The sequence below is a fragment of the Pseudomonas sp. MM211 genome, from assembly GCF_020386635.1.
Lineage (GTDB): Bacteria > Pseudomonadota > Gammaproteobacteria > Pseudomonadales > Pseudomonadaceae > Aquipseudomonas.
The window spans coordinates 3,696,397-3,718,483 of record NZ_CP081942.1; the positions used below are offsets into that span (position 1 = coordinate 3,696,397).

The window sequence follows — 22,087 nt, forward strand, 5'->3', positions numbered from 1 at the left end:
AAGCCCCGTAAATCAGTGATCTACGAGGCTATTGAGTCGACCGCAGGCTGACCATGCAGTTGCGCTCGCGTCGATCCTGGCGGGCCGCAACCAGAGGCTGCGCGCCCGCTAGCACCGATTTACTTGCTGCTACGACCGACCAGCAAGCCGATCAGCAGACCGAAGCCCGAGGCTACGGCGACGGAAGTCCATGGGTTGCTTTCGATGCGATCCTGAGCGTTACCGATGGTTTCACGACCCAGTTCGACAGCCTCACGGCCTTTATCGGTGATCGAACCTTTGGCTTCATTGAGCAGCGCGATCACTTTCTCGCGAGCCTCGTGTGCCTTGTCACCAGAAAAGGACTCGGCATCGCCCAGCGCTTTGCTGGCCTGGTCGAGAAGTTTCTTCAATTCCTTGGCGCTTTCCTGTTGAAACTGATCCAGGCCGCTTTCCAGCGAAGTTTTACGAGCCATTAGCGAATACTCCATAAAGTGATTGACGCTATTTTGGAGGCGCCGCCGGTCGCCAGAGTTCAGGTTTTTTGCTGATCGCCGCCATTGCGCACTCAGAAGTCCAGCTCGATAAGCCCGGTATGGGCGACATTATCACCGGCCATGCCGCGCACGCGAGCACGTAGATCGAAGGGCATGTCGTGCTTGAAGGTGACGGCGTGGCCGATCAACTGGCCCTCCTCGTCGACCCGCTCGCGCTCTTCTTCCATCCAGGTTTCCAGCTCATCCTCCGACAGCCCCAGCTCTTGCGCCAGCAGCGAATGGAAGCGCTCGAGGTCGAGGCCATCGAATTTTCCACCGTCCATATCGTCATCCTCTTCACCAGTCAGTACTGCTAACTGAGGCTGCGGGATGTGGAGGCAGTTCACTCTGTCTGACCGCGAGCGCGGATGACGACCTCAGGCCTCCTTGCGATCACTGCCTGAATTCAGCGTACGCAGATCCTGGCGCAACTGCGCCACCAGCTGAGATATCTGCCGCGAGGTGGACAGCTCAGAGCGAGATATGCCGGTGACATTCAGATAAACCTGCGCTGTGACCGGATCCCGGATCTGGATGGTTACTGATTCACTGCCATCGATCGAGCAGTTGCAGGCCAGTGGTAGAAACGCACACTCGACGATGTGGCGTTGCTCGAGAGCGGACATCATCTTGGAAACTCCTTCCTCACGTTGATGACCCTCCAAGTCTAGTTCGCGCAAATAAACTGGCATGAGGCATTTTGTCCCGCCTGTCGGCTGGCCGGCATCATCGATCAAAATCGCGCGTCGCCACCCAAATCAACCGTTGGTAAGCCACCCTGAACCTTGCCCCTGCGACACCCCTCACTATTGCGTTACCTCCATGCGGAGGTACGTCCAGATGAGGTGTCACATGCACGCGTACAACAATGTTGAAGGTACCGAGCGCTTGCTCTCACTAGCCGTAGGCGTGGTGGGTGCAGTCAGTGGTATCAGGCAGGGTGGAGTCGTCGGGCTGATCAAGATCGCGGCGTCGGCACTGATCGCCCAGCGTGGCATTACCGGCCATTGCCAGCTCAAAGACTTTCTGAGCTCTGCTGAAACAGAGGGAGCGCCATACGAGCGACACGCCCCCGCAGACCTCGATGAAGTGACTATCAGCCGCCAGGCGCAAGATAGGGAGGCGCAGATGGATAACGCGCTCGAGGAAACCTTCCCGGCCAGTGACCCTATCTCGCCGTAGGGCTAACGCCTACCGATCATGTGGCCAGCACGATAAGCATGTTGGTGGGCGTCATTCTTGGAACCAGCTCGCGGACATCAGGTGGCGTTTCGACCTTGAAGAACACTTTGTAGCCACTGCCGTCCGGGTAAGGCCGGGAGTGCGTGACCCAGGTGGAAACCACACTCTCGGCCAGGCCGGTATCGATAGCGATTTTCGGAAAGGGAATATCACTCTGCGGCGGAGCGAAATATTTGCTCCACAGCACGATAGTGAATGCATCCTGCTCAATCTCCCCCACCGCCGCCGTCGCCACCACCGCCAGAATCCGCCGAGACATCGTTGTCGGTAATCATGGTACCGCCAGAGCCACCACTGGAGCTGCTGGAATCGCTTTCGGCCTTGCGCTTCTTCGCGGCAGGCCTGAAGTAGGCATAGAGCACGCTGATGGCGAGCACGGCCAGCACCACAAGATAGATCCAGTCAATTGCGCTGAGCATCCTTACCTCCAACCATTGATGACATCCCCTGATGTTACGCCATTCGCTTTTCAGGCGTGATACAGCCCACAGCAACATGAATAAACAGCCGATCGTCCAGGGATATGAACTATTGTGCTGCATAGCATCAAATAGCTATTACCAACCAACATGGAGCAGCCTACCGTGACCAAACCAGTATTCAACGCTCGTACTGCTGATAAGTTCGTGGTTCGTTTGCCGGACGGAATGCGTAAGCGTATTGAAGACTTGGCCAACGAGAATTACACCAGCATGAACACCGAGATAATTCGGGCCATCGAGGCGCACCTCGAAGGCCAGGCGCGGCAGTCTCTGCTGATCGACGCACTGGAAGCGAAGCTGAAGAGCGAACTGCAGACCACTGCCAAGCCCGGCAAGAAGGTGCAGGAGCCCAATATCGATTATCTCGATGGTCTTAAGACAGGCACGCGCTGAGCCTGTCGGGCTGGCTATCACGCCATAACGATATGCGGCCCCGCCCACGCGGGGCCCGAGCCGGTGCAGTGAATGCGACGTGCCCGCCTCGCTCCATCATTCGGCTATGTCAGATATGGGCTGTGGCGAACTGCAGCCACACCGAGAACGCGCCCAAAATCCCCCAGAAGCCGCTGAACAACCAGGGCGAGCGCAGCGAGAACAGTAGCGACTTGCGGTAGCGCTCTTCACACGCCTCGGTTTCGCAAAACAACGGTGAGTCGTCATAGGCGTGCCCGAACCGCGGCTCGCTGCGCAACAGGGTGTCCTGCTTGAACTGCCAGTGCCCGATGATCGCCGCAGAGGCCCTGATGCCAGGCCATGCGCTCAGCGAACTGACGATTCCCAGCAAGGCCAGCAGCGCGGGAATGATCAACGTGAACAGATCACCCCAGGTCTCATTGGTATTCGCCATCGATGATGCATAAGCAATCACCAAAAACGACTGTGCCCCCAGATAGGCGTTGGTACGGCTCGATAGCTGACCCGTCTCGTAATGAATTTCCCGGCGGTAGAAATCCAGACGTTCCTTCGGCGTGCCGAACATCATGGAATCGCTGGCGGATGTTTCTTTTTCGGGTGTATCGGGGATAGCGATCAGGGACACAACGGTTACCGCAGGCAATAAGTACAATGCTTGGAAAGCGGTAAGGGGTTGCCGTTCACCTTGATCGCCGCTGGATGCCAGACCAAGACTCAGGGCTATCGCCACGCAGCTGTTCGTCTCCATCCCAGAGGCATTCAGCTCTTATCCAGCGCTAAGGCAATAATTGGCGATGCAGGATAGGTTGGTGCTGAGCAGCTCCAAACTTGCCTCATGCCGGATCAGAAACGGTGCCGGATCATTATGGGCAATTAAAGAACCAACAAACACGAAAGAGGCAGTATGGGACAGCGTCAAACGCAGATATTGAAACAAGACCTCAAAGCAGTCGCAGAAGATCTGAAATGGGCATCTGTCGATTTGGTCAAAATTGCAGAGCGCCTAAGAGGTACAGAGAACGAAGCGGATGCCTGGGCCATTCTTCGCATGGTCGGCGTGCTGATCAACGGCGAGGATCGGCTCAACAAATATGCTGGCGAGGTAAAGGCTGGACGAATAGTGAGAGCCAAGGGTTGATGATGATCGGCTATCAATGCAGGAGTCAGTCGTAGGCGCGATGCGATGGCTCTCATCGCATCGCGCCTATTAAACAGGCTGCGGCTTGACGCGCTTACGCCAACGACTGGCCTTTCATTTCTGCGACGCGCCCCACATAAATACCGATGCCTTTCGCCATTGACTCAGCTATATCTCACGGCCAGGATCATTGAAGGCCGTTTCAAGGAGTGAGTATGTTGGTATTTATCGGCGGGCTGATCGAATGGGTAGTGGATTTCGTCACTGACGTCTGGCTCGTGCGCAAAAAACGCTCGCTGAAGAATCGCCCGGAAAACACCTGGAACAAGGCCGCAGAAGATGTTGCCTTGGTAGATGGGCTGACCACGGCGCTGCTTGCGTTCGCCGTTGTGGTTTTCGTCGTGATCCACTTTGTGGTCGGGCTCTCTCTTGGCGTAAGCCTTTCCCTCTCCATAGCGCCAGCGTTACTGTACTGCTGCTACCGGTGGATCAAACTGATGAACGGCTGACTGGCACGCCCCGACAAGCGCCCCTAGCTGAGTAGCCTCCAACAAAGTAGCGCCTCCCATTGATGGGATATGCAAGTCACCCGTTTGGATATCACGTACAGCGTGCGTGAACTACTACAACTATCCAAACAGACACAAAAAAGCCCCGTAGCTATTAACTACGGGGCTTTCTGTTTGGAGGCTGAGGTCGGAATCGAACCGGCGTTCACGGATTTGCAATCCGGTGCATAACCACTCTGCTACTCAGCCTTTAAACTGAACAGGCCGTACTAGACGGCCCATTTAAATTGGAGCGGGAAACGAGACTCGAACTCGCGACCCCGACCTTGGCAAGGTCGTGCTCTACCAACTGAGCTATTCCCGCTTGTCTTATCGACGGGCGCCATTCTATAGCTTCGCAACGCCCAGTCAAGCTCTTGATTCAAAAAAGTTATTTCTTTTCTGCGGTCACGCTGAGGTGCGGCCAAGCGGCAAGCAGATATTGCACCATCGACCACAAGGTGAGTACTGCAGCGATAATCAGCAGCACATAACCGATCAGTACCCAGAAGCCGAACAACGGCGGGTTACCGAGCAGGATCACCAAAGCCACCATCTGTGCGGCGGTCTTCCATTTGGCCAGGTTGGACACTGCAACATGCGCCCTCGCCCCCAGCTCGGCCATCCATTCACGCAACGCCGAGACGACGATTTCACGGCCGATGATGATGGTCGCAGGTACGGTCAGCCACAGGTTGGCGTGTTCGGCAACCAGTAGCACCAAGGCGGTGGCGACCATCAGCTTATCGGCGACCGGATCAAGGAAAGCCCCGAACGGTGTGCTCTGCTCCCAGCGGCGTGCCAGGTAGCCATCGAGCCAGTCAGTTACGGCGGCAAAGGCGAATACCGCGCTGGCAGCCCAGTAGCTCCACGAAAATGGCATGTAGAACAACAAAATGAAGATCGGGATCAGCAGAACGCGGAGCACCGTTAGGAGGTTGGGGATATTCATCGGCTCGACTGGGCGGTTAGGTGAGGCGGCATTCTACTCGCTGTGCAGGGCTGCATAAATCAACCCAGCGAGCTTTTTACTGATACCAGGTGCTTTAGCGATCTCTTCTGCACTGGCACGAGACAATTCTTGCAGACCACCAAAGTGGTTGAGCAGTTCACGGCGGCGCTTCGGCCCGACGCCAGCGACCTCCTCCAGGCTCGATGTGCGGCGTGTCTTGCCACGCCGGGCACGGTGCCCGGTGATAGCGAAACGGTGCGATTCATCGCGGATCTGCTGGATCAGGTGCAGGGCTGGCGAATTGCCCGGCAAGGTGAACTCGTTTGCGGCGTCGTTCAGGTACAGGGTTTCCAGGCCCGGCTTGCGCGTGGTGCCCTTGGCTACACCGAGCAGAATAAGCTCTGGAACCTCGAGGGTGGTCAGCACTTCGCGGGCCATAGCCAACTGACCTTTGCCACCATCGACCAACAGGATGTCCGGCAGCTTACCTTCGTTCTGCTTAACCTTGCTGAAGCGGCGGGTCAGCGCCTGGTGCATGGCAGCGTAGTCGTCGCCACCGGTGACGCCTTCGATGTTGTAGCGCCGGTAGTCCGATTTGATCGGGCCTTCGGGGCCGAACACCACGCAGGAGGCTACCGTGGCCTCGCCGCTGGAGTGGCTGATATCGAAGCACTCCAGGCGCTGTGGCACTCCGTCCATGTCCAGGGCTTCGGCAAGGGCGTCGAAGCGACCGGCCATATGCGCCCGGTTGGCCAGCCTGGCGCCCAGCGCCTGCTCGGCATTGGTCACGGCCAGCGCCTGCCAGCGCGCTCGGGTGCCACGGACGCGGTAGCTGATGCCCAGCTCACGCCCACGCAGCTCCTGAATGGCTGAGATAAGCACGGGATAGTCTTCGTGGGGCGCGTTGACGATAAGTTCGGTCGGCAGATCGCGCTCCTGACTGCCCAGATAGTACTGACCGAGAAACGCCACGAGCACGTCCTGCGTCTCTTCCTCGATCGCCACCTGGGGAAAGAAATTCTTGCTGCCCAACACGCGCCCGCCACGCACGCTGATCAGGTGCACGCAGGCGCCGCCTGGGTTGACCATGGCCGCGATGACATCGACGTCGCCGGTACCGCCCTCCATGCTCTGCTGATCCTGCACGCGACGCAGCAGCGCCATCTGGTCACGTAGCTCGGCGGCCTTTTCGAAATCCAGTGCCATGGAGGCCTGCTGCATGTTCGTGGACAGCTCGGCATTCAGGGCATTGCTGCGCCCTTCCAGAAACATCACCGAGTGGCGCACATCCTCGGCGTATTCGGCCGGCTCGACGAGGGCGACGCAAGGCGCCTTGCAACGCTTGATCTGGTATTGCAGGCAGGGTCGCGTGCGGTTCTTGAAGTAGCTGTCTTCACACTGGCGCACCAGAAAAGTCTTCTGCAGCAGCGCCAGGCTTTCCCGGATCGCACCAGCACTCGGGTAAGGCCCGAAATAGCGGCCCTTGCTGTTCTTGGCGCCGCGATGGATGTCCAGGCGCGGGTAGTCACCATCCGACAGGAATACGTATGGATAGGATTTGTCGTCACGCAGCAGGATGTTGTACGGCGGCCGCCATTCCTTGATCAGTGTCTGCTCGAGTAGCAGCGCCTCGGTCTCGTTGGCGGTGATGGTGGTTTCCACCTGGGCGATCTTGCCGACCAGCGCGGAGGTCTTGGTCGCCAAACCGGTCTTGCGAAAGTAGCTGGCAAGACGCTTCTTCAGGTTCTTGGCTTTGCCGACGTAGAGCAGATTCGAGCTCGCGTCGAACATACGGTATACGCCTGGGCGACCGCTGCAGGTGGCGAGAAAGGCACTGGCATCGAACACGGGAGTGGCTTCAGCTAGTGGCATCGACCATGCCGTGACGCACTGCAAGCAACGCCAGCTCCACATCGCTGGTGATCGCCAGCTTTTCGAAAATCCGATAACGGTAGGTGTTCACCGTCTTGGGCGACAGGCAGAGCTTGTCGGAGATGCTCTGCACCTTCTGGCAGCCGGCAATCATCAGGGCGATCTGAATCTCGCGCTCGGAGAGCAGATCGAACGGCGAATTGCTGCTCTGCGGCTGAAACGATTTCAGGGCCAGCTGCTGAGCAATCTGCGCGCTGATAAAGCGCTGCCCGGCGAAGACCATACGAATGGCTTGCACCATTTCTTCCAGCGCAGCGCCTTTGGTCAGATAACCGGCTGCACCGGCCTGCAAGAGGCGCGTCGGAAACGGATCTTCCTCACACACAGTAACAGCCACGACCTTGAGATCGGGATGGCTACGGGTCAGCTTGCGCGTGGCCTCAAGGCCGCCAATGCCAGGCATCTTGACGTCCATCAGGACTACATCCGGCTTCAGCTCACGAACCTTCTTCAGCGACTCTTCGCCGGAGCTGGCCTGGCCAATGACCTGCAGGCCCTCTATATCGGCCAGCATGCGTGAGATGCCAGTACGAACGAGGTCATGATCATCGACAACCAATACCTTAATCAAATGAACACCTCGTACCTGCGCGAGCGCCGCACAGCGACTACCTGAGAGAACCGCACCATAACAAAAAACCTGACGCCTGAGTTAGCTCCGCACGTCAATTCACTAGCGCCAATTATAAGTTTCTAGCGGCGTTGGCATCACCTCTTCGACGCCTTCAGCAATCTGCCAGCAGCCGAAATAAATGCGCAAGGATGTCGCAGCTCTGGCTGCTCAAGGGTCCAGCTATCGCACCTTAAGAGCGAAATACCAGCGCCATCGAACTGTAATCGCCAGCACGGAAACTCGAGCAGTGCAAAGGCGAATAATTTAAGCGGAACGCCAGCCGTGAGTCACCGCTCTCAAATTACAGACCGTGAAACATACCCAGGGGAAATCACATGGACATGCTCATCAAGCAGCTCAAAACCGTAACCGCTGGCCGTTACCACATCATCACGGAAACCTCCTCGGACGGTCTGCAGGTCGATTGCCTTGACCTGCAGTGCAATCTCGTTGCGACACGTCGACTGTCTGCCGCGCAGATGCAGAACAAGATCCTGATGACTGCCGTTTATGCAGACCTCAAGGGCTCGCTGGGCTACTGATAGCTCACCAGCGAGAACCTTGTACGGCCGCGCGTGATTTAGCTTCACCTCTGCCTATTTAAACTACTGATAGTTGAGTAGGCAGCCACGCTCCCCTCGGCGTAGTCACAAAACGCTCGCTGCAAACGTGAAGACAGAGTGACATTTACTGCCTCCACTATTACTGTATATAAAAACAGTAAGCAGGTTGGCTCACATGGCAAAAGGCACCCCATCAGCAGCAGCGACGCCCTCTTCCTACGCATTGCTCGGCGCCAGGGTTTCACGGGCCATCAACTCACCGGCTGCGCAAAAATCTCGGACAGCCGTATTGCTCCACGCGGAGGGTGATAACCCAGACGACTGGGCGCGCATCCTCGAAGAAATCGGTGAGAACGATAACGTCACGATCGCTCACCGGGACGACGGTTACCAGTTGTTCTGGACGGTTCCAAAAGATGACTGATCGGTTGCGAAAATAGCCTGAGCGAAGGCGACAAGGCTCATTCTATTTTGAGCTATGGGCTGATAGCACGATGCTTCGACAGACCGCACAATCAGGCAGAGATCACCCCAGCATGATCTCGATTGCGCTCGCCCTAAGCGTATCGTTGGTATCTCTGCTAGGTGCAGGCGCCTACACACTGTTGCAGATTCTCGACGGGTTCAGCCAGAACTGACGCCAAGCCCTGCAGCGCTAATACGGGTATCTTTCAGCCCCTCTCGCACTGGGAGGGGAATGGCACTAACCTAGCTAGCGAGATCCCCTTCCCGTATCAGTAGAAGCTCATGTCAGAAAACTCGCTCAGCATAAGCCTGCTGCTGCCTGCCGGCACCTCTCTGGCAAGCAAGCTCAGCCACGAACTCATCGAGCATCTACCGGTAGGCGTTTATCTCTGTAATTCCACTGGCGTCGTCGTAGCGTACAACCACAAGGCAGCGGAAATCTGGGGCGAGGCCCCCATGCTGGGCGACAGCCAGGTCAAGTTCTGCGGGGCGCACAAGCTGCTGACTCCCGAAGGCGTGCATATTCCCCATGAACTCACGCCGCTGGCGGACATTCTTGTCACCCAAAAGGCAGTGACCAACTTCCGTACCATCGTCGAACGCCGCGACGGCAGTCGTGTGCCGGTGCTGGCCAATATCGTCCCGTTGTTCGACGAAAACGGCACCATGCTGGGCTTTATGAACAGCGTGCAGGACCTTCGCCAGCAGGTCGCCCAAGAGCTCAATCAGCAGCATCTGGAGAGCGCTCTGTTTCAGTCGCAGAAAATGGAAGTGGTCGGCCAGATCACCAGCGGCCTTGCCCACGACTTCAACAACCAGTTAGCCAGCATGTCCATGGCCTTGTCGCTAATGGAGAAGGATATCGAGACAGCGGGCTCCAGCCGCCTGAGCAAATATTATGATCTCTGCAAGGAGGCAGTGGATCGAGCCACCTCGTTAGCGGACAACCTGCTGCGTTTCTCCCGTAAGCGCGCCAAGAAACTGGAGCGAATCGATCCCAACCAGGTGCTGCTCGGCATGGCTTCGCTTATCCGCACTGCAGTTGGCAGCAAGGTCGTGCTCAATCTCAGCCTGGCTCCCGATGCACGCTTCCTGAAGGCCAACAAACAGCAACTGGAAAGCGCCATCCTCAACCTGGCTATCAACGCCCGGGATGCCATGCCAGACGGCGGCACGCTGACCCTCAGCACCCACGACGCCAACCTCGACCGCACAAACTTCAGCCATCACAACTCCAACTTCCAGCCAGGAAGCTATGTGGTGATCAGCGTGATCGACGACGGCTGCGGCATGACGCCTGAGGTACTGGACAAGGTCTTCGCGCCCTTCTTCACCACCAAGGAGGACGGCAAAGGCACCGGCCTGGGGCTCTCCATGGTGCGCGGCTTCATCAATGAAATGAATGGTCAGCTCACCGTAGAAAGCGAACCGGGACAAGGTAGTTGCTTTCGCCTGCACTTCCCCAGCTATGGAACGGAGCACTCTATGGCCATTGAAGGGGCTGATCATTAAGCAGCAAGAATTTGCGCAGTGTTGCGACTCGCTCGAACAGCGCGCAGAACATCACTAACGCTCTAATGGCTAACCCAATGACTCGATAGCGCGTAGCCAAGATCATGCGCGATGTTTTTCAAAACGTATATCGCCGCCCGGCAAACGCTCCACAGGCTCCCAGCCGAGATTCCGATAGAAGCCATTGGCGCGGCTCGCCTCAGCGGTTTCAAGCCATATGGTCTGGTGATGCTCAAACAGGAGTGTCTCGACTTTTGCCATCAGACTGCGCCCCAACCCAAGCCCCTCGAACTCTGGCCGGACAAAAGCAGCGAAGACGCAGGCATCTTCTACGTCCGCCATGGAAAAACCTGCCGGCATACCATTCACCTCTGCGATCCAGATGCTCGGGGTCGTGGAGATTACTTGCCGTATGGCATCTGGGGTGATGCCCATTTCCGTCAGTTGATCGCGGGAAAGGTGGTTTTCTTTCACACTGACTCGAATATCAAATATCGCACTGACATCGGACTCGGTGCCAAGCCTTATCAATATATCCATGGCGCACTACCTCCATAGGCTGAACGCGAAAAGCCAGGAAAATTGGCCCACCGCGCCTGATCGCTCAGTTCAACTTGGGCGCTGCAAAAGCCCATAACGCAGCGCACCGGAGAAAAAACGCAAAAAAAAGCCCAGCGATCCGCCAGGCTTTTTCTATTTTTTGGTGGAGGGCTAGGGATTCGAACCCTAGAAACGCTATTAACGTTCGCCGGTTTTCAAGACCGGTGCATTCAACCACTCTGCCAACCCTCCAGGTCGACTTGGATGCTTCATCTTGCCGAAACATCCCTTTGCAACCTTGTTGGTTGCGGGCGGCATCTTACCGGAACGTAACACACTGTCAAACACTCTGATTGGGCAGTACCCAAGGCTCTGCTATGATGCCTCCCGACCTTGGTCACGGAACCATTAGCCTTTACAGGAGTGTCGCCATGCGCGAACAAGATTACGCACACAACCCTACACGGGTTGAACAAACCGCAGTCAGCAGCGTTCTGCGCAACACTTACGGTTTGCTGGCTCTCACTTTGGCATTCAGTGGCATCGTGGCGTTCATGGCTCAACGTGCCAACGTGCCGTACCCAAACATTTTCGTCGTGCTGATCGGCTTCTATGGCCTGTTCTTCCTGACGGCAAAGCTGCGTGACTCCGGCTGGGGCCTGCTGTCCGCCTTCGCACTGACTGGCTTCATGGGTTACACCCTGGGCCCGATCCTCAACCGTTACATGGGCATGGCTAATGGCGCTGAAGTCGTCAGCTCGGCATTCATGATGACGGCTCTGGTGTTCTGTGGTCTGTCTGCCTATGTGCTGACTACCCGTAAGGACATGAGCTTCCTGAGCGGTTTCATCACCGCCGGCTTCTTCGTCCTGCTGGGTGCTGTGTTGGCTAGCTTCTTCTTCCAGATCAGCGGCCTGCAACTGGCAATCAGCGCTGGCTTCGTGCTGTTCTCGTCGGCCTGCATCCTGTATCAGACCAGCGCGATCATTCACGGTGGTGAGCGTAACTACATCATGGCGACCATTAGCCTGTATGTATCGATCTACAACCTGTTCATCAGCCTGCTGCAAATCTTCGGCATCATGGGCAGCGACGACTGATCGACTCCCCCGTACGTGAAAAGGCCCGCCAATTGGCGGGCCTTTTCATTTCTGGCAAATTCTACTGAGTGGCCTTTTCCCGCATGCCCTTGAGGGTATTGAACGGCGCCTCTACGACGAATTTATTAGAGAGCCACGAAGGAACGCTGCCTCCTGGGTCGGAATGTGCTTCGTAGATGACCTCTACCATGCCGTCAGCCTTGGGGGTCATCGTCCAGTGCCCTTCTACTTCAGCCACCCGCACATAGCCTTTCTCTTCCGGCTTGTAGTCGGGCACGCCATGCAACTTGCGGGTCACACTGCCATCGGCGCCCTGCTCGGTCGTCACTTCGATGATCGAATCACGGGGCGTGACGGGCCATGGAGTATTGAAACGCGTGTATGTCCAGCTCTTGTCCCCTTCATGCTTGAGCAGCCGCTGCTCCTGGCACTCGTGAATCCAGGCGCACGACGCCTTGACGTCTTCCTGAAGCGCCCTGAGCCTGCTTATATCAGCCTTGATCAGGGTCACGCCGCGATAGGCCTTGTAGGGTGAACCGGCCACGTCGCTCAAGTACACCTTGATGCCCTCTTCGTCCTTGACCAGGCTCCACCCTTCGGCGTGAGTGGCAGACGCGATACACAGGGCAGTGCTTGCTACCAACAATCGGGTCAACGACATTTCATTCTCCGAGGCTGACTTGTTTTCTTGTAGCGCCTAAACAGCTGTTGCCGTAGCGCCCTCCAGCCAGGCGAGCAGGCGGATAGCGTCCTCGCTGCTATTACCGCAGACATCGAGATCTGCCGAAAATGCCGAGCAAACTGCGGGGCGATCCGGGTGACCGAAGATTGTGCAGCGGTTGCCCGGGTCGAGGTTTACGCAACGCTGCCCCGCCGGTTTGCCGTTGGGCATGCCAGGAATGAAGGAGCTAATGGAGGGAGAAATGCAGCAGGCGCCACAACCGGGACGGCATTGCATGGGGAGGAACCTCGAACGAACGACACGGCGCTAAGCGGCGGCAATTCTAGCGTGCCTGGCGGGAGGCTGGCAGCCCCTGCCGTCACTGCCGTCAGCCCAGGCTCAAGCGAATGCTAAAGCGAATGCTAAAGCGTGAGCCCTGACCAGGGGCACTGTCTACATCCAATTGAGCGCCGAGAATATCCACCGCCAGCTGGTGGGTGATATGCAGGCCGAGGCCCGTGCCGCCCTGTCCGCGGCGAGTTGTGAAGAATGGGTCGAAGATCTTGCCCTGCAGGTCGTCGTCCATTCCACGTCCATCATCGCTGACTTCGATCACGCAATGCCCCTGGGATTCGTCGACCTCACAGCGCACCGTCACCCCCCTTTAACGCCCGGATCGAAGGCATGAATCAGAGCATTGTCGATGAGGTTCTGCAAGATCTGCCCGAGAGGGCCTGGATAGCTGTCAAGCATGAGATTTTGCGGAACGTCGAGTTCGATACGGTGCGGGCTCTGCCGCAGCCTCGGCTGCAGCAGCAGAACGACCTCATCGACCAGCTCGCGCAGATCGAAGCGACGGCGCTCGGTACTGGCACGGTCGGTGGCCAGTTGCTTGAACGCCCGAGTAAGCTGCGACATACGCTCCAGGCTGGTAAGAATGATGCCCAGACCATCATCGGTACGCTGTACGAAACGATCCAGCGTGGTGCGCTTCAAGCCTTCACGCATTCCGGCCTGGAACTCCTGACTGGCTTTCTCCAGCGTCGAAGCCGCCACACTTGCCGCGCCGATTGGAGTGTTCAGTTCGTGGGCGACACCGGCAACCATGGTGCCCAAGGACGACAGCTTTTCCGCCTGCAACAGGGCGCGCCGGGTTCGCTGCAGTTGGTCGACGGTGCGCTGCAATTGCTCATTGCTGAAGGCCAGGGCTCGGCTGCTGACATGCAACTCGTGCTCAGCCCGCAAACGCTCCGCTTCGTCGATGGCGCGCCGCACGCTGACCAGCAGTCCAAGCCCCTGCAGTACACCGAAGAACAGCAGTACCCGCCACAACACTTCCCAGCGCAAGGCATCAAGATTCTCAGCGGGCAGGTGTGACAGCAGCAACCAGTGATCCGCCACGTTTATGGTCGCCGAGTTACCGTCGCCCGGACGGAAATGGTTGTACGCCCAGAAACCGGCAGAGTCGATGAATGAGCCCCGCTGCTCTTGCTGCAATCGTCGCCAACTCGATGGCTGGCGGCTGGCGAGCGTCAGTTCGGGCTTGCCGAGCATGAAGCCCCAGGCATGTTCGGGGCGCTCACCCAACATCCAGTAACCTTCATGGTCGAGCAGTTGCAGCGAGCCACCATAAGCGGCGGAGGTTTCCTGCAAGCGGCCAAGCAGGCGTTCGGCTCGATAGTCGAGGATCAGGATGCCTCGCCGCTCGCCCCGATCACTGAACACGGGCACCGCAGCCCGCAATATGGGCACCAGCGCGCGGATCGAGCCATCAGGCCGATATTGCCGATCGAGGTCGAAGCGCGACAGGTAGGACTCGCCCCGATACAGGTGCATGGTTTCCACGAAATAGTAGGCAGCGGAGTCATTTTGCAAATCCGCGGCGTCGACGGCCAGCGCCGCGCCGGATACTGCATCGACACGAACACGCTCCATGCCGGTTTCATCGAGCCAACGGATGCGTTGGTAAACCCCGCGACTGCTGGAAAACTCGACGAACAGCTCGCTCAATGCGGCGTAGCTGTCATCGGAAGCGTATTTGATGGCTCGCGTCAGCAAGGGTTGCTGACTGAGGAACTGCAGATCACCGCGCAGGCTGGCCAGGTGGCGCTCCAAAACGGCGACGCCCTCCCCCAGGCTGTCGCTTTGCGCATCCAGCAGCGGCTCGAGGCGGTCATTGAGCATGCGGTCATAGAGCAGTACGCTGAGCACGATGATCAGCAGCGACCAAGGCAGAAACAAAACCAGCAGGTTGCGTGGCAGGGGTTTTGACAGCGCTTTGCGCCACCTTGCCATTCGGCTGATTATCACCGGTACGCACGCTCACCCAGCCAGCTCAGCAAACGCTCCAGCGGCATGGGTTTGGCGAAAAGATAGCCTTGCGCTTCCACACAATCATGCTGGGTTAACCATTCGACCTGATCCTGGTTTTCCACGCCTTCAGCGATGACCGACATGCCTACGCGCCGGGCAATCTGGATGATTGCCTCAGCGATCGACTTACCGTCATCTTCCGCACGCAGTTCCTCCACGAAGCTGCGGTCTATCTTCAGGCGATCGGCGGGCAGTTGCCGCAAGTAGCTAAGCGACGAGAAGCCGGTGCCAAAATCGTCGATGGCGACCTTCACGCCCATCTCGCGCAGGGCCAGCAACTGCTCACAGACCTGCTCGAACGAACGCATGGCCACCGATTCGGTGATTTCCAGCTCGACCTGGCTGGCCCGCACCCCTGCCGACTCCAGATGCTGGGTGAAGCGCTCGATGAAATCGCGCTGCAGCAACTGCGTTGCCGAGACATTGATGGCGACCCGAATGTCGCCATAGCCGGCCTCGTCCAAGCGCCTGGCCGCTTGCAGCGACAAGCGCATGAGCAGATCGCCCAGAGGCAGAATGTAGCCGGTGGCTTCAGCGAGTGGAATGAATTGCAGTGGCGGTATCGCTTTGCCGTCGGCTTGGTACCAGCGAGCCAGGGCTTCGACACCAGTGACAACGCCACTGCGCATGTCCAGCTGGGGCTGCAGCTCGATACTGATCAGATCGCTGGCCACCGCATCACGCAGTGCCAGCAACAAGCGGAAGGATTCGGCGTGAGCCCCCTGCAGCTGACGGTCGTGCACCACATGCTGATCATGGCCCAATTGCTTGGCCTGCTTGAGCGTAAGCCGCGCATCCTGAAGCGCGACGCTGGCGGTGTCGTCAAAATCGCGCAGGTACAGGGTCACGCTGCTCAGGCTATGCACCTGGCCGAGTTCATAAGGACGATTGGGGCGGCGGAACAACGCCACGATATCCTCGGCGCGTACCTGATCTTCCGGGCCGAGAATGGCAAACAGATCATCGCGTACCCGGGCGATCAGCACGTTGCCATCAAAGGTCTCGCGCAGTCGGTTGGCCACCAGGCCCAGGATGAAATCTCCATAACCAGTCCCGAAAGCGGTGTTGGCGCCGGAGAAGTTGTCGATATCGATCAGCACCAGAACGCGCTCGTCCTTATTCGAACTGCTAAGCGTCATGTCGAGCATGCGAATCAGCGCATTGCGATTGGGGATCTTCAGCAAGTCGTCCTGGTAGGCCATCTCCTCCAGGCGGCTGAACAACGCGACGTTATAGAGGCCACGGCTGATACTGGCACTGAAGACCTCGAGCAGTTCAAGCTCGGTATCATCCAAGGTGCGCTCGGTCGCTACGTAACAGGCGTAGTCAGCGCCGGCCTGAAAGCGCGGAAAAAATAGTACGGTGCAATCGTCGAAGCGCAGCGTGCATTGCTTTTGCAGGCTACAGCGCAAGGCGCTGGCCACGGCATCGTCGCGCAGCCCATCCAGGTCGCCATCGATGGAACCGTAAAAGCGCCCGCTGGCGCTGATCACATGAGCATTGGGAAGGCTGCCGGGGCTAGGCTCCTGCGCCTTGACGCAGACGATGCCTTCGGCTTGCAAGTCCAGCAACGAGGCAATCTCGGAGAGGATCTTGGCTGACAACTCGCGGGTATTCTTCGAGCAGAACAGCGCATTGCTGGACTCGACGATCATCTGCAGGCCACGACGGGCACGGGCGGTGGCCTTGAGCTGCGAGTAACTGCGCAGCCCGGCGGTCAGCACCGTACGCAGGCGCTCGGCACTCAGCTCGCTTTTGGACCAGTAATCGTTGATGTCGTAATCACGCATGACCTCCTGCACAGGTGCCATGCCAGGCTCGCCAGTGAGTAGCACGACGCGGATCTCGGCATTGCCGATCACCTCGCGCAGGGTCTTGACCAAGCGCAGGCCGGCATCCTCGGTCTCCATCACCACGTCGAGCAGAACCAGGGCGATATCGCGCTGTTCGGCGAGAATCATCGCCGCCTGGCGATTGCTGAAGGCCTGCTGTATCTCGATACGCCGGCCAAGAATTTCCATCTCGCTCATGGCGAAAGCCGTGGCGCGTTGAAAGCCGGGATCATCGTCTACGGTGAGAATGTGCCAAACCGGCTGCTGCGTGCTGCCAACAGGCTCATCGTCGAAAAACACTACGGAGTCATCCATGAAACACGCTCACCTATCACCCATACGAAGAGGAACAATACCTTCCGTGCCGCCAAGTATAGCCAGCCTTGGAAAGAGACAAGAGGCATGATGGCATTTCGCAAATGGCACGAATGCGGCCATTCATCGGTCTGAGTCTGCAGCACTCATCACCACCTGAGATGCACCGGGTTTAACGGACAAGGAGAAGCTATGGGGTATTGGCTGGTCATCGATCTGGAAGCCACCACGGAAGAAGGTGGCTGGCCCATCGAGCAGATGGAAATCATCGAGATCGGCGCCAGTCTGGTAAACGCCAGCGGTCACGAGATTGACCATTTCCAGCGCTTCGTGCGGCCGCTGCGCCGCCCAAATCTCACCCGCTTTTGCCGCGAGCTGACCCATATCAGCCAGGCGGATGTCGATTCGGCGTCGACGCTGTCAGCTCTATGGCCACAATTCGAACGCTGGCTGGAGCCTCATCGGACACGTCTACAAGGCTGGTGCAGCTGGGGTGACTACGATCGCAAGCAGCTGCAGCAGGACTGGCAAGCCAACGGCTTGGTCAGCCACCTGCAAACGCTGCCTCATGTGAACCTCAAGCGACGTTTCGCCGAAGAGCGCCATCTGGCACGCCCGGTTGGGCTGAACGCGGCGTTACAGCTTGCCGGTATCGGCTTCAGCGGCCAGCAGCACCGCGCCCTGACCGATGCTCGTAATACCGCGCGTCTACTTCCGCTGGTGATGGCTCGCTGAAGGCACACGCTTACAGGTGACGACAGGAAATGCCTTGGGCATACTTGCCGGCCATTTATTTCTGCCCCTAGCGAGGATGCATATGTTCAAGGTCAACGAGTATTTCGACGGCACCGTCAAATCCATCGCGTTCGGCATGGCAGAAGGCCCGGCCACCATTGGCGTAATGGCTGCAGGGGATTACGAATTCGGCACTAGCCAGTTGGAAGTCATGCATGTGATCGCTGGCGCGTTGACCGTGAAGCTGCCAGGTAGCGACAACTGGGAGACTTTCACTGCAGGCAGCCGCTTCACCGTGCCGGCCAACAGCAAGTTCCAGCTGAAGGTCGAGCAAGACACCGCTTACCTGTGCGAATACCGCTGACAAGTCGTCCTGCGGTAACTGAAAGCCCGGCCAAGTGCTGGGCTTTTACGTGGAAGGGATGCAATAACTGCCGAGCAGCCCTACCGAAAGTTTGACACGACCATAGTCCGTGGTTGAGTGCAGCGATACCCAGGACAGCTGATCCCCAGGTATTGATGGGCTCAGAATCGGTCTACAGGGCTGGCAGACCTAAACGCGCAACTCCATGCCTTCCTTTAAAAAGCGCGGGGCGATATAGCGCTCGAAATGCGCCTCGGAGAGCAGGAAGAACTCCCGGTCGATGGCGTCACGCAGATCTGGCAGTTCCCAGTCGCGAAATTCCGGCAGCAGGGAAATACCGTAGGCGTCCACCTGAGTGATCACCCGGGCACCACGCGCCAGCAGCTGGTAGGCCCAGCAATACGCGGACTGGTGAGGAACATAGCGAATCTGCCGCTGCTGCAGCTGTTTGAGCAGAAGCCCCTCGTCGAAAACTTCCAGTTTGGCCGTCATTACCTGCACCAGAAGCATCTCCAGGCGCAGCCAGACCGACTGTTTCTCCTCGTCGCTGTAGCCGTTCCAGTTGATCACTTCATGGTGGAAGCGCTTGCAGCCGCGGCACACGGAATCACCGAAGACCGTAGAGCACAGGCCGACACAAGGCGTCTTGATAGGTTGATTGGACATGCGTTACATCGATACACAGGACTGTTAAGGGGACATCTTAGCCCTTTGTCTAATACGGAACACCCCAGAGGATGATGGGTCTTTCGCTTAACTTTGCTCCAGTATTCCGCTAGAATCAGCGCGCCTTGCGAAAGGCGCCAATGTCCGTTGGAAGCTGTTTTCAAAGCGTCACGAGCACAGTCGATCCTGCAGGTCGATGTTGGCATGGTCATCCCCAGGCCATGCCAGCCCCTCATCAGACCCGTCCTGCCGGCGTAAAACTTTGAAAGCAGCTTCCGGATGGAAGCATTGAAACCATCGCGCACAGCCCATGAGGCTGAGCTGCGGATGTGTTTAATGCGTTCCTGCATGCGTCCCGGACACCCTATTTGGGACCACTGATGAGGGTAATAACTGTGCTTGAAGCCTACCGCAAACACGTAGCAGAGCGTGCCGCCCAGGGTATCGTGCCCCAGCCGCTAAACGCCGAACAAACCGCTGGTCTCGTTGACCTGCTGAAGAACCCGCCGGCCGGCGAAGAAGAATTCCTCCTCGACCTGATCACCAATCGCGTGCCGCCAGGCGTCGACGAAGCGGCCTATGTAAAAGCCGGTTTCCTCTCCGCTATCGCCAAGGGCGAAGCCACTTCCCCCCTGCTCGACAAGAAGCGCGCCACCGAACTGCTCGGCACCATGCAGGGCGGCTACAACATCGCGACCCTGGTCGAGTTGCTGGATGACGCCGAACTGGCCGCCATCGCAGCTGAACAGCTCAAACACACGCTGCTGATGTTCGACGCGTTCCACGACGTTGCCGAAAAAGCCAAAGCAGGCAATGTACACGCTCAAGGCGTGCTGCAGTCCTGGGCCGATGGCGAATGGTTCAAGAAGCGTCCAACCCTGGCCGACAAGATCAGCCTGCGGGTTTTCAAGGTAACCGGCGAAACCAACACTGACGACCTGTCGCCCGCTCCAGATGCCTGGTCGCGCCCGGATATTCCGCTGCACGCCCTGGCCATGCTGAAAATGGCCCGCGACGGCATCGTACCTGACGTACAAGGCTCCATCGGCCCGATGAAGCAGATCGCCCAGATGTACGGCGACGGCTTCCCGGTTGCCTACGTCGGTGACGTGGTCGGTACCGGTTCCTCGCGTAAATCCGCCACCAACTCGGTGCTGTGGTTCTTCGGCGACGACATCCCGTACGTGCCTAACAAGCGTGCTGGCGGTTTCTGCTTCGGCTCGAAAATCGCGCCGATCTTCTACAACACCATGGAAGACGCCGGCGCCCTGCCGATCGAATTCGATGTCTCGAACATCAACATGGGCGACGTGATCGACCTGTACCCGCACGCAGGCAAAGTCTGCAAGCACGGTACTGACGACGTCATCACCACCTTCGAAATGAAGACCCCGGTTCTGCTCGACGAAGTTCGCGCTGGCGGCCGTATCCCGCTGATCGTCGGCCGTGGCCTGACCGAAAAAGCACGTGCCGAGCTGGGTCTGGGCCCAACCGACCTGTTCAAACTGCCAGAAGCGCCGGTCGACACTGGCAAGGGTTACACCCTGGCACAGAAGATGGTCGGCAAGGCATGCGGACTGCCGGAAGACAAAGGTGTTCGTCCGGGCACCTACTGCGAGCCGAAGATGACCACCGTCGGTTCCCAGGACACCACTGGCCCGATGACCCGCGACGAGCTGAAAGACCTGGCTTGCCTGGGTTTCTCCGCTGACCTGGTGATGCAGTCGTTCTGCCACACCGCGGCCTATCCGAAGCCGATCGACGTCACCACTCACCACACTCTGCCGGATTTCATCCGCACCCGTGGCGGCGTGTCGCTGCGTCCTGGCGACGGCATCATCCACAGCTGGCTGAACCGCATGCTGCTGCCGGATACCGTCGGCACCGGTGGTGACTCGCACACCCGCTTCCCGATCGGCATCTCCTTCCCGGCCGGTTCGGGCCTGGTCGCCTTCGCCGCAGCCACCGGCGTTATGCCGCTGGATATGCCAGAGTCGGTTCTGGTGCGTTTCAAGGGCAAGCTGCAACCGGGCATCACCCTGCGTGACCTGGTACATGCCATCCCTTACTACGGCATCCAGCAAGGTCTGCTGACCGTCGAGAAGAAAGGCAAGATCAACGCCTTCTCCGGCCGCATCCTGGAAATCGAAGGCCTGGACGACTTGACCGTCGAGCAGGCGTTCGAGCTGTCCGACGCCTCTGCCGAGCGTTCCGCTGCAGGTTGCACCATCAAGCTGCCGGAAAAAGCCATTGCCGAATACCTGAAGTCGAACATCACCCTGCTGCGCTGGATGATCAGCGAAGGCTACGGCGATGCGCGCACCATGGAGCGTCGCGCTCAAGCGATGGAAGCCTGGCTGGCCAACCCTGTGCTGCTCAGCGCAGACAAGGACGCCGAGTACGCCGAAATCGTCGAAATCGACCTGGCCGATATCAAGGAGCCCGTTCTCTGCGCACCTAACGACCCGGACGACGCGCGCCTGCTGTCGACCGTTCAGGGCGAGAAGATCGACGAAGTGTTCATCGGCTCGTGCATGACCAACATCGGTCACTTCCGCGCTGCCGGTAAGCTGCTGGATCAGGTCAAAGGTCAGCTGCCTACCCGTCTGTGGCTGTCGCCGCCGACCAAGATGGACGCTCACCAACTGACCGAAGAGGGCTACTACGGCATCTACGGCAAGGCCGGCGCGCGCATGGAAATGCCGGGCTGCTCGCTGTGCATGGGTAACCAGGCACGCGTCGAGCCGAATTCGACCGTTGTGTCGACGTCGACCCGTAACTTCCCGAACCGCCTGGGTGATGGTGCCAACGTGTACCTGGCTTCTGCCGAGCTGGCCGCTGTCGCGTCCATCCTGGGCAAGCTGCCGACCGTCGAGGAGTACATGGAGTACGCGAAGAATATCGACAGCATGGCTGCCGACATCTATCGCTACCTGAGCTTCGATCAGATCGCCGAGTTCCGCGAAGCAGCGGCCAACGCGAACATCCCGGTCGTTCAAGCTTAAGGCTTCACCTGCGTTAGAAAGCCCCGCCTGGTGCGGGGCTTTTTTATGCGCGTAGGAAAACGCAGTATCACCGCAGAAACGTCGGACACTCGGCGGCAACTGTACCGGATACAGCTGTAC

General features: G+C 58.3%; 27 protein-coding genes and 3 tRNA genes. 11 read left to right on the plus strand and 19 right to left on the minus strand.

The features are described 5' to 3' along the window. Positions 1 to 119: 119 nt before the first annotated feature. From K5Q02_RS16955 to K5Q02_RS16965, 3 genes are all read right to left on the minus strand, one after another. Positions 120 to 455: a DUF883 family protein gene (locus K5Q02_RS16955; RefSeq protein WP_042554592.1), complete on the minus strand. Its 336-nt coding sequence runs from the start codon at positions 453 to 455 to the stop codon at positions 120 to 122. 92 nt (positions 456 to 547) lie between these two features. Continuing rightward, positions 548 to 799 carry a hypothetical protein gene (locus tag K5Q02_RS16960; protein ID WP_225832434.1) on the minus strand — a complete coding sequence of 84 codons (252 nt, stop codon included), beginning with the start codon at positions 797 to 799 and terminating at the stop codon, positions 548 to 550. A gap of 93 nt (positions 800 to 892) precedes the next feature. After that, complete coding sequence (locus tag K5Q02_RS16965; protein WP_225832436.1) at positions 893 to 1,144, minus strand: DUF1652 domain-containing protein; 252 nt, start codon at positions 1,142 to 1,144, stop codon at positions 893 to 895. A gap of 223 nt (positions 1,145 to 1,367) precedes the next feature. Here K5Q02_RS16965 and K5Q02_RS16970 point away from each other — a divergent pair, with 223 nt between their 5' ends. Then, positions 1,368 to 1,697, plus strand: coding sequence for a YgaP family membrane protein (locus tag K5Q02_RS16970; protein WP_225832438.1), 330 nt, complete (start codon positions 1,368 to 1,370; stop codon positions 1,695 to 1,697). A gap of 16 nt (positions 1,698 to 1,713) precedes the next feature. Here K5Q02_RS16970 and K5Q02_RS16975 read toward each other — a convergent pair whose 3' ends face one another. Continuing rightward, positions 1,714 to 2,016: a hypothetical protein gene (locus K5Q02_RS16975; RefSeq protein ID WP_225832440.1), complete on the minus strand. Its 303-nt coding sequence runs from the start codon at positions 2,014 to 2,016 to the stop codon at positions 1,714 to 1,716. Beyond that, a complete protein-coding gene (locus K5Q02_RS16980; protein WP_225832442.1) occupies positions 1,964 to 2,176 on the minus strand; it encodes a hypothetical protein in 213 nt (70 codons plus the stop codon). The genes K5Q02_RS16975 and K5Q02_RS16980 overlap by 53 nt, the downstream gene beginning before the upstream one ends. Positions 2,177 to 2,341: 165 nt before the next feature. Between K5Q02_RS16980 and K5Q02_RS16985 the strand changes: the two genes are divergently transcribed. Continuing rightward, complete coding sequence (locus K5Q02_RS16985) at positions 2,342 to 2,632, plus strand: Arc family DNA-binding protein (RefSeq protein ID WP_225832444.1); 291 nt, start codon at positions 2,342 to 2,344, stop codon at positions 2,630 to 2,632. Between the two features lie 109 nt (positions 2,633 to 2,741). Here K5Q02_RS16985 and K5Q02_RS16990 read toward each other — a convergent pair whose 3' ends face one another. Then, positions 2,742 to 3,221 carry a hypothetical protein gene (locus tag K5Q02_RS16990; RefSeq protein ID WP_225839718.1) on the minus strand — a complete coding sequence of 160 codons (480 nt, stop codon included), beginning with the start codon at positions 3,219 to 3,221 and terminating at the stop codon, positions 2,742 to 2,744. A gap of 336 nt (positions 3,222 to 3,557) precedes the next feature. Between K5Q02_RS16990 and K5Q02_RS16995 the strand changes: the two genes are divergently transcribed. Further along, entirely contained in the window at positions 3,558 to 3,791 is a 234-nt protein-coding gene (locus K5Q02_RS16995) for a hypothetical protein (protein WP_225832446.1), read from the plus strand. Between the two features lie 215 nt (positions 3,792 to 4,006). Then, positions 4,007 to 4,300, plus strand: a complete 294-nt coding sequence (locus tag K5Q02_RS17000; protein WP_225832448.1) for a hypothetical protein — start codon at positions 4,007 to 4,009, stop codon at positions 4,298 to 4,300. Between the two features lie 175 nt (positions 4,301 to 4,475). Here the strand turns inward: K5Q02_RS17000 and K5Q02_RS17005 are convergent. The 5 genes from K5Q02_RS17005 to gacA form a co-directional block, all read right to left on the minus strand. Next, positions 4,476 to 4,549, minus strand: a tRNA-Cys gene (locus K5Q02_RS17005). 39 nt (positions 4,550 to 4,588) lie between these two features. Beyond that, positions 4,589 to 4,664 (minus strand) — tRNA-Gly (locus K5Q02_RS17010). Positions 4,665 to 4,730: 66 nt separating this feature from the next. After that, complete coding sequence (gene pgsA, locus K5Q02_RS17015; RefSeq protein WP_225832450.1) at positions 4,731 to 5,291, minus strand: CDP-diacylglycerol--glycerol-3-phosphate 3-phosphatidyltransferase; 561 nt, start codon at positions 5,289 to 5,291, stop codon at positions 4,731 to 4,733. A 33-nt stretch (positions 5,292 to 5,324) separates the two neighbouring features. Further along, positions 5,325 to 7,163: an excinuclease ABC subunit UvrC gene (uvrC, locus tag K5Q02_RS17020; protein ID WP_225832451.1), complete on the minus strand. Its 1,839-nt coding sequence runs from the start codon at positions 7,161 to 7,163 to the stop codon at positions 5,325 to 5,327. Then, positions 7,150 to 7,794: a response regulator transcription factor GacA gene (gene gacA / locus K5Q02_RS17025; protein ID WP_225832453.1), complete on the minus strand. Its 645-nt coding sequence runs from the start codon at positions 7,792 to 7,794 to the stop codon at positions 7,150 to 7,152. The genes uvrC and gacA overlap by 14 nt, the downstream gene beginning before the upstream one ends. A gap of 377 nt (positions 7,795 to 8,171) precedes the next feature. Here gacA and K5Q02_RS17030 point away from each other — a divergent pair, with 377 nt between their 5' ends. The 3 genes from K5Q02_RS17030 (at position 8,172) to K5Q02_RS17040 (ending at position 10,376) form a co-directional block, all read left to right on the plus strand. Next, positions 8,172 to 8,378, plus strand: a complete 207-nt coding sequence (locus tag K5Q02_RS17030) for a hypothetical protein (RefSeq protein WP_225832455.1) — start codon at positions 8,172 to 8,174, stop codon at positions 8,376 to 8,378. 196 nt (positions 8,379 to 8,574) lie between these two features. Next, positions 8,575 to 8,823 carry a DUF1654 domain-containing protein gene (locus K5Q02_RS17035; RefSeq protein ID WP_225832457.1) on the plus strand — a complete coding sequence of 83 codons (249 nt, stop codon included), beginning with the start codon at positions 8,575 to 8,577 and terminating at the stop codon, positions 8,821 to 8,823. Between the two features lie 323 nt (positions 8,824 to 9,146). Further along, positions 9,147 to 10,376, plus strand: a complete 1,230-nt coding sequence (locus K5Q02_RS17040; protein ID WP_225832459.1) for a two-component system sensor histidine kinase NtrB — start codon at positions 9,147 to 9,149, stop codon at positions 10,374 to 10,376. 102 nt (positions 10,377 to 10,478) lie between these two features. Here K5Q02_RS17040 and K5Q02_RS17045 read toward each other — a convergent pair whose 3' ends face one another. Together K5Q02_RS17045 and K5Q02_RS17050 are read right to left on the minus strand one after the other, a co-directional pair. Next, positions 10,479 to 10,916: a GNAT family N-acetyltransferase gene (locus tag K5Q02_RS17045; protein WP_225832461.1), complete on the minus strand. Its 438-nt coding sequence runs from the start codon at positions 10,914 to 10,916 to the stop codon at positions 10,479 to 10,481. Between the two features lie 161 nt (positions 10,917 to 11,077). Beyond that, a tRNA-Ser gene (locus tag K5Q02_RS17050) sits at positions 11,078 to 11,168 on the minus strand. Between the two features lie 179 nt (positions 11,169 to 11,347). Here K5Q02_RS17050 and K5Q02_RS17055 point away from each other — a divergent pair. Continuing rightward, on the plus strand, positions 11,348 to 12,016 hold the full coding sequence (locus tag K5Q02_RS17055; protein WP_225832463.1) for a Bax inhibitor-1/YccA family protein: 669 nt from the start codon (positions 11,348 to 11,350) through the stop codon (positions 12,014 to 12,016). Positions 12,017 to 12,077: 61 nt separating this feature from the next. On the opposite strand, the gene K5Q02_RS17060 is transcribed toward K5Q02_RS17055, so the two are convergent. The 5 genes from K5Q02_RS17060 to K5Q02_RS17080 all read right to left on the minus strand — a co-directional run bounded on the left by K5Q02_RS17060 (position 12,078) and on the right by K5Q02_RS17080 (position 17,197). Beyond that, entirely contained in the window at positions 12,078 to 12,677 is a 600-nt protein-coding gene (locus K5Q02_RS17060; protein WP_225832465.1) for an START domain-containing protein, read from the minus strand. A gap of 36 nt (positions 12,678 to 12,713) precedes the next feature. Further along, entirely contained in the window at positions 12,714 to 12,974 is a 261-nt protein-coding gene (locus K5Q02_RS17065) for a YkgJ family cysteine cluster protein (RefSeq protein WP_225832467.1), read from the minus strand. A 91-nt stretch (positions 12,975 to 13,065) separates the two neighbouring features. Further along, a complete protein-coding gene (locus K5Q02_RS17070; protein ID WP_230411027.1) occupies positions 13,066 to 13,329 on the minus strand; it encodes an ATP-binding protein in 264 nt (87 codons plus the stop codon). 2 nt (positions 13,330 to 13,331) lie between these two features. After that, positions 13,332 to 14,972, minus strand: a complete 1,641-nt coding sequence (locus K5Q02_RS17075) for a sensor histidine kinase (RefSeq protein ID WP_225832471.1) — start codon at positions 14,970 to 14,972, stop codon at positions 13,332 to 13,334. An 11-nt stretch (positions 14,973 to 14,983) separates the two neighbouring features. Next, positions 14,984 to 17,197, minus strand: a complete 2,214-nt coding sequence (locus K5Q02_RS17080; RefSeq protein ID WP_225832473.1) for a putative bifunctional diguanylate cyclase/phosphodiesterase — start codon at positions 17,195 to 17,197, stop codon at positions 14,984 to 14,986. Positions 17,198 to 17,389: 192 nt separating this feature from the next. Here K5Q02_RS17080 and K5Q02_RS17085 point away from each other — a divergent pair, with 192 nt between their 5' ends. Both K5Q02_RS17085 and ppnP read left to right on the plus strand, forming a co-directional pair. Continuing rightward, positions 17,390 to 17,932: an exonuclease domain-containing protein gene (locus K5Q02_RS17085; protein ID WP_225832474.1), complete on the plus strand. Its 543-nt coding sequence runs from the start codon at positions 17,390 to 17,392 to the stop codon at positions 17,930 to 17,932. 82 nt (positions 17,933 to 18,014) lie between these two features. Beyond that, positions 18,015 to 18,296, plus strand: a complete 282-nt coding sequence (gene ppnP / locus K5Q02_RS17090; protein WP_042553669.1) for a pyrimidine/purine nucleoside phosphorylase — start codon at positions 18,015 to 18,017, stop codon at positions 18,294 to 18,296. 189 nt (positions 18,297 to 18,485) lie between these two features. Here ppnP and K5Q02_RS17095 read toward each other — a convergent pair whose 3' ends face one another. Then, positions 18,486 to 18,962, minus strand: a complete 477-nt coding sequence (locus K5Q02_RS17095) for a DUF1289 domain-containing protein (protein WP_225832476.1) — start codon at positions 18,960 to 18,962, stop codon at positions 18,486 to 18,488. 395 nt (positions 18,963 to 19,357) lie between these two features. On the opposite strand from K5Q02_RS17095, the gene acnB reads away from it, so the two are divergent. Beyond that, entirely contained in the window at positions 19,358 to 21,967 is a 2,610-nt protein-coding gene (gene acnB / locus K5Q02_RS17100) for a bifunctional aconitate hydratase 2/2-methylisocitrate dehydratase (RefSeq protein WP_225839719.1), read from the plus strand. Positions 21,968 to 22,087 lie beyond the last annotated feature (120 nt).

Bases quoted from the DNA above. Each gene is read 5' to 3' on its own strand.
- K5Q02_RS16955 (WP_042554592.1), bottom strand. From the start codon at position 455: ATGGCTCGTAAAACTTCGCTGGAAAGCGGCCTGGATCAGTTTCAACAG.
- K5Q02_RS16960 (WP_225832434.1), bottom strand. From the start codon at position 799: ATGGACGGTGGAAAATTCGATGGCCTCGACCTCGAGCGCTTCCATTCG.
- K5Q02_RS16965 (WP_225832436.1), bottom strand. From the start codon at position 1,144: ATGATGTCCGCTCTCGAGCAACGCCACATCGTCGAGTGTGCGTTTCTA.
- K5Q02_RS16970 (WP_225832438.1), top strand. From the start codon at position 1,368: ATGCACGCGTACAACAATGTTGAAGGTACCGAGCGCTTGCTCTCACTA.
- K5Q02_RS16975 (WP_225832440.1), bottom strand. From the start codon at position 2,016: ATGTCTCGGCGGATTCTGGCGGTGGTGGCGACGGCGGCGGTGGGGGAG.
- K5Q02_RS16980 (WP_225832442.1), bottom strand. From the start codon at position 2,176: ATGCTCAGCGCAATTGACTGGATCTATCTTGTGGTGCTGGCCGTGCTC.
- K5Q02_RS16990 (WP_225839718.1), bottom strand. From the start codon at position 3,221: ATGATGTTCGGCACGCCGAAGGAACGTCTGGATTTCTACCGCCGGGAA.
- K5Q02_RS16995 (WP_225832446.1), top strand. From the start codon at position 3,558: ATGGGACAGCGTCAAACGCAGATATTGAAACAAGACCTCAAAGCAGTC.
- K5Q02_RS17000 (WP_225832448.1), top strand. From the start codon at position 4,007: ATGTTGGTATTTATCGGCGGGCTGATCGAATGGGTAGTGGATTTCGTC.
- pgsA (WP_225832450.1), bottom strand. From the start codon at position 5,291: ATGAATATCCCCAACCTCCTAACGGTGCTCCGCGTTCTGCTGATCCCG.
- uvrC (WP_225832451.1), bottom strand. From the start codon at position 7,163: ATGCCACTAGCTGAAGCCACTCCCGTGTTCGATGCCAGTGCCTTTCTC.
- K5Q02_RS17030 (WP_225832455.1), top strand. From the start codon at position 8,172: ATGGACATGCTCATCAAGCAGCTCAAAACCGTAACCGCTGGCCGTTAC.
- K5Q02_RS17035 (WP_225832457.1), top strand. From the start codon at position 8,575: ATGGCAAAAGGCACCCCATCAGCAGCAGCGACGCCCTCTTCCTACGCA.
- K5Q02_RS17040 (WP_225832459.1), top strand. From the start codon at position 9,147: ATGTCAGAAAACTCGCTCAGCATAAGCCTGCTGCTGCCTGCCGGCACC.
- K5Q02_RS17045 (WP_225832461.1), bottom strand. From the start codon at position 10,916: ATGGATATATTGATAAGGCTTGGCACCGAGTCCGATGTCAGTGCGATA.
- K5Q02_RS17055 (WP_225832463.1), top strand. From the start codon at position 11,348: ATGCGCGAACAAGATTACGCACACAACCCTACACGGGTTGAACAAACC.
- K5Q02_RS17060 (WP_225832465.1), bottom strand. From the start codon at position 12,677: ATGTCGTTGACCCGATTGTTGGTAGCAAGCACTGCCCTGTGTATCGCG.
- K5Q02_RS17065 (WP_225832467.1), bottom strand. From the start codon at position 12,974: ATGCAATGCCGTCCCGGTTGTGGCGCCTGCTGCATTTCTCCCTCCATT.
- K5Q02_RS17075 (WP_225832471.1), bottom strand. From the start codon at position 14,972: ATGGCAAGGTGGCGCAAAGCGCTGTCAAAACCCCTGCCACGCAACCTG.
- K5Q02_RS17080 (WP_225832473.1), bottom strand. From the start codon at position 17,197: ATGGATGACTCCGTAGTGTTTTTCGACGATGAGCCTGTTGGCAGCACG.
- K5Q02_RS17085 (WP_225832474.1), top strand. From the start codon at position 17,390: ATGGGGTATTGGCTGGTCATCGATCTGGAAGCCACCACGGAAGAAGGT.
- ppnP (WP_042553669.1), top strand. From the start codon at position 18,015: ATGTTCAAGGTCAACGAGTATTTCGACGGCACCGTCAAATCCATCGCG.
- K5Q02_RS17095 (WP_225832476.1), bottom strand. From the start codon at position 18,962: ATGTCCAATCAACCTATCAAGACGCCTTGTGTCGGCCTGTGCTCTACG.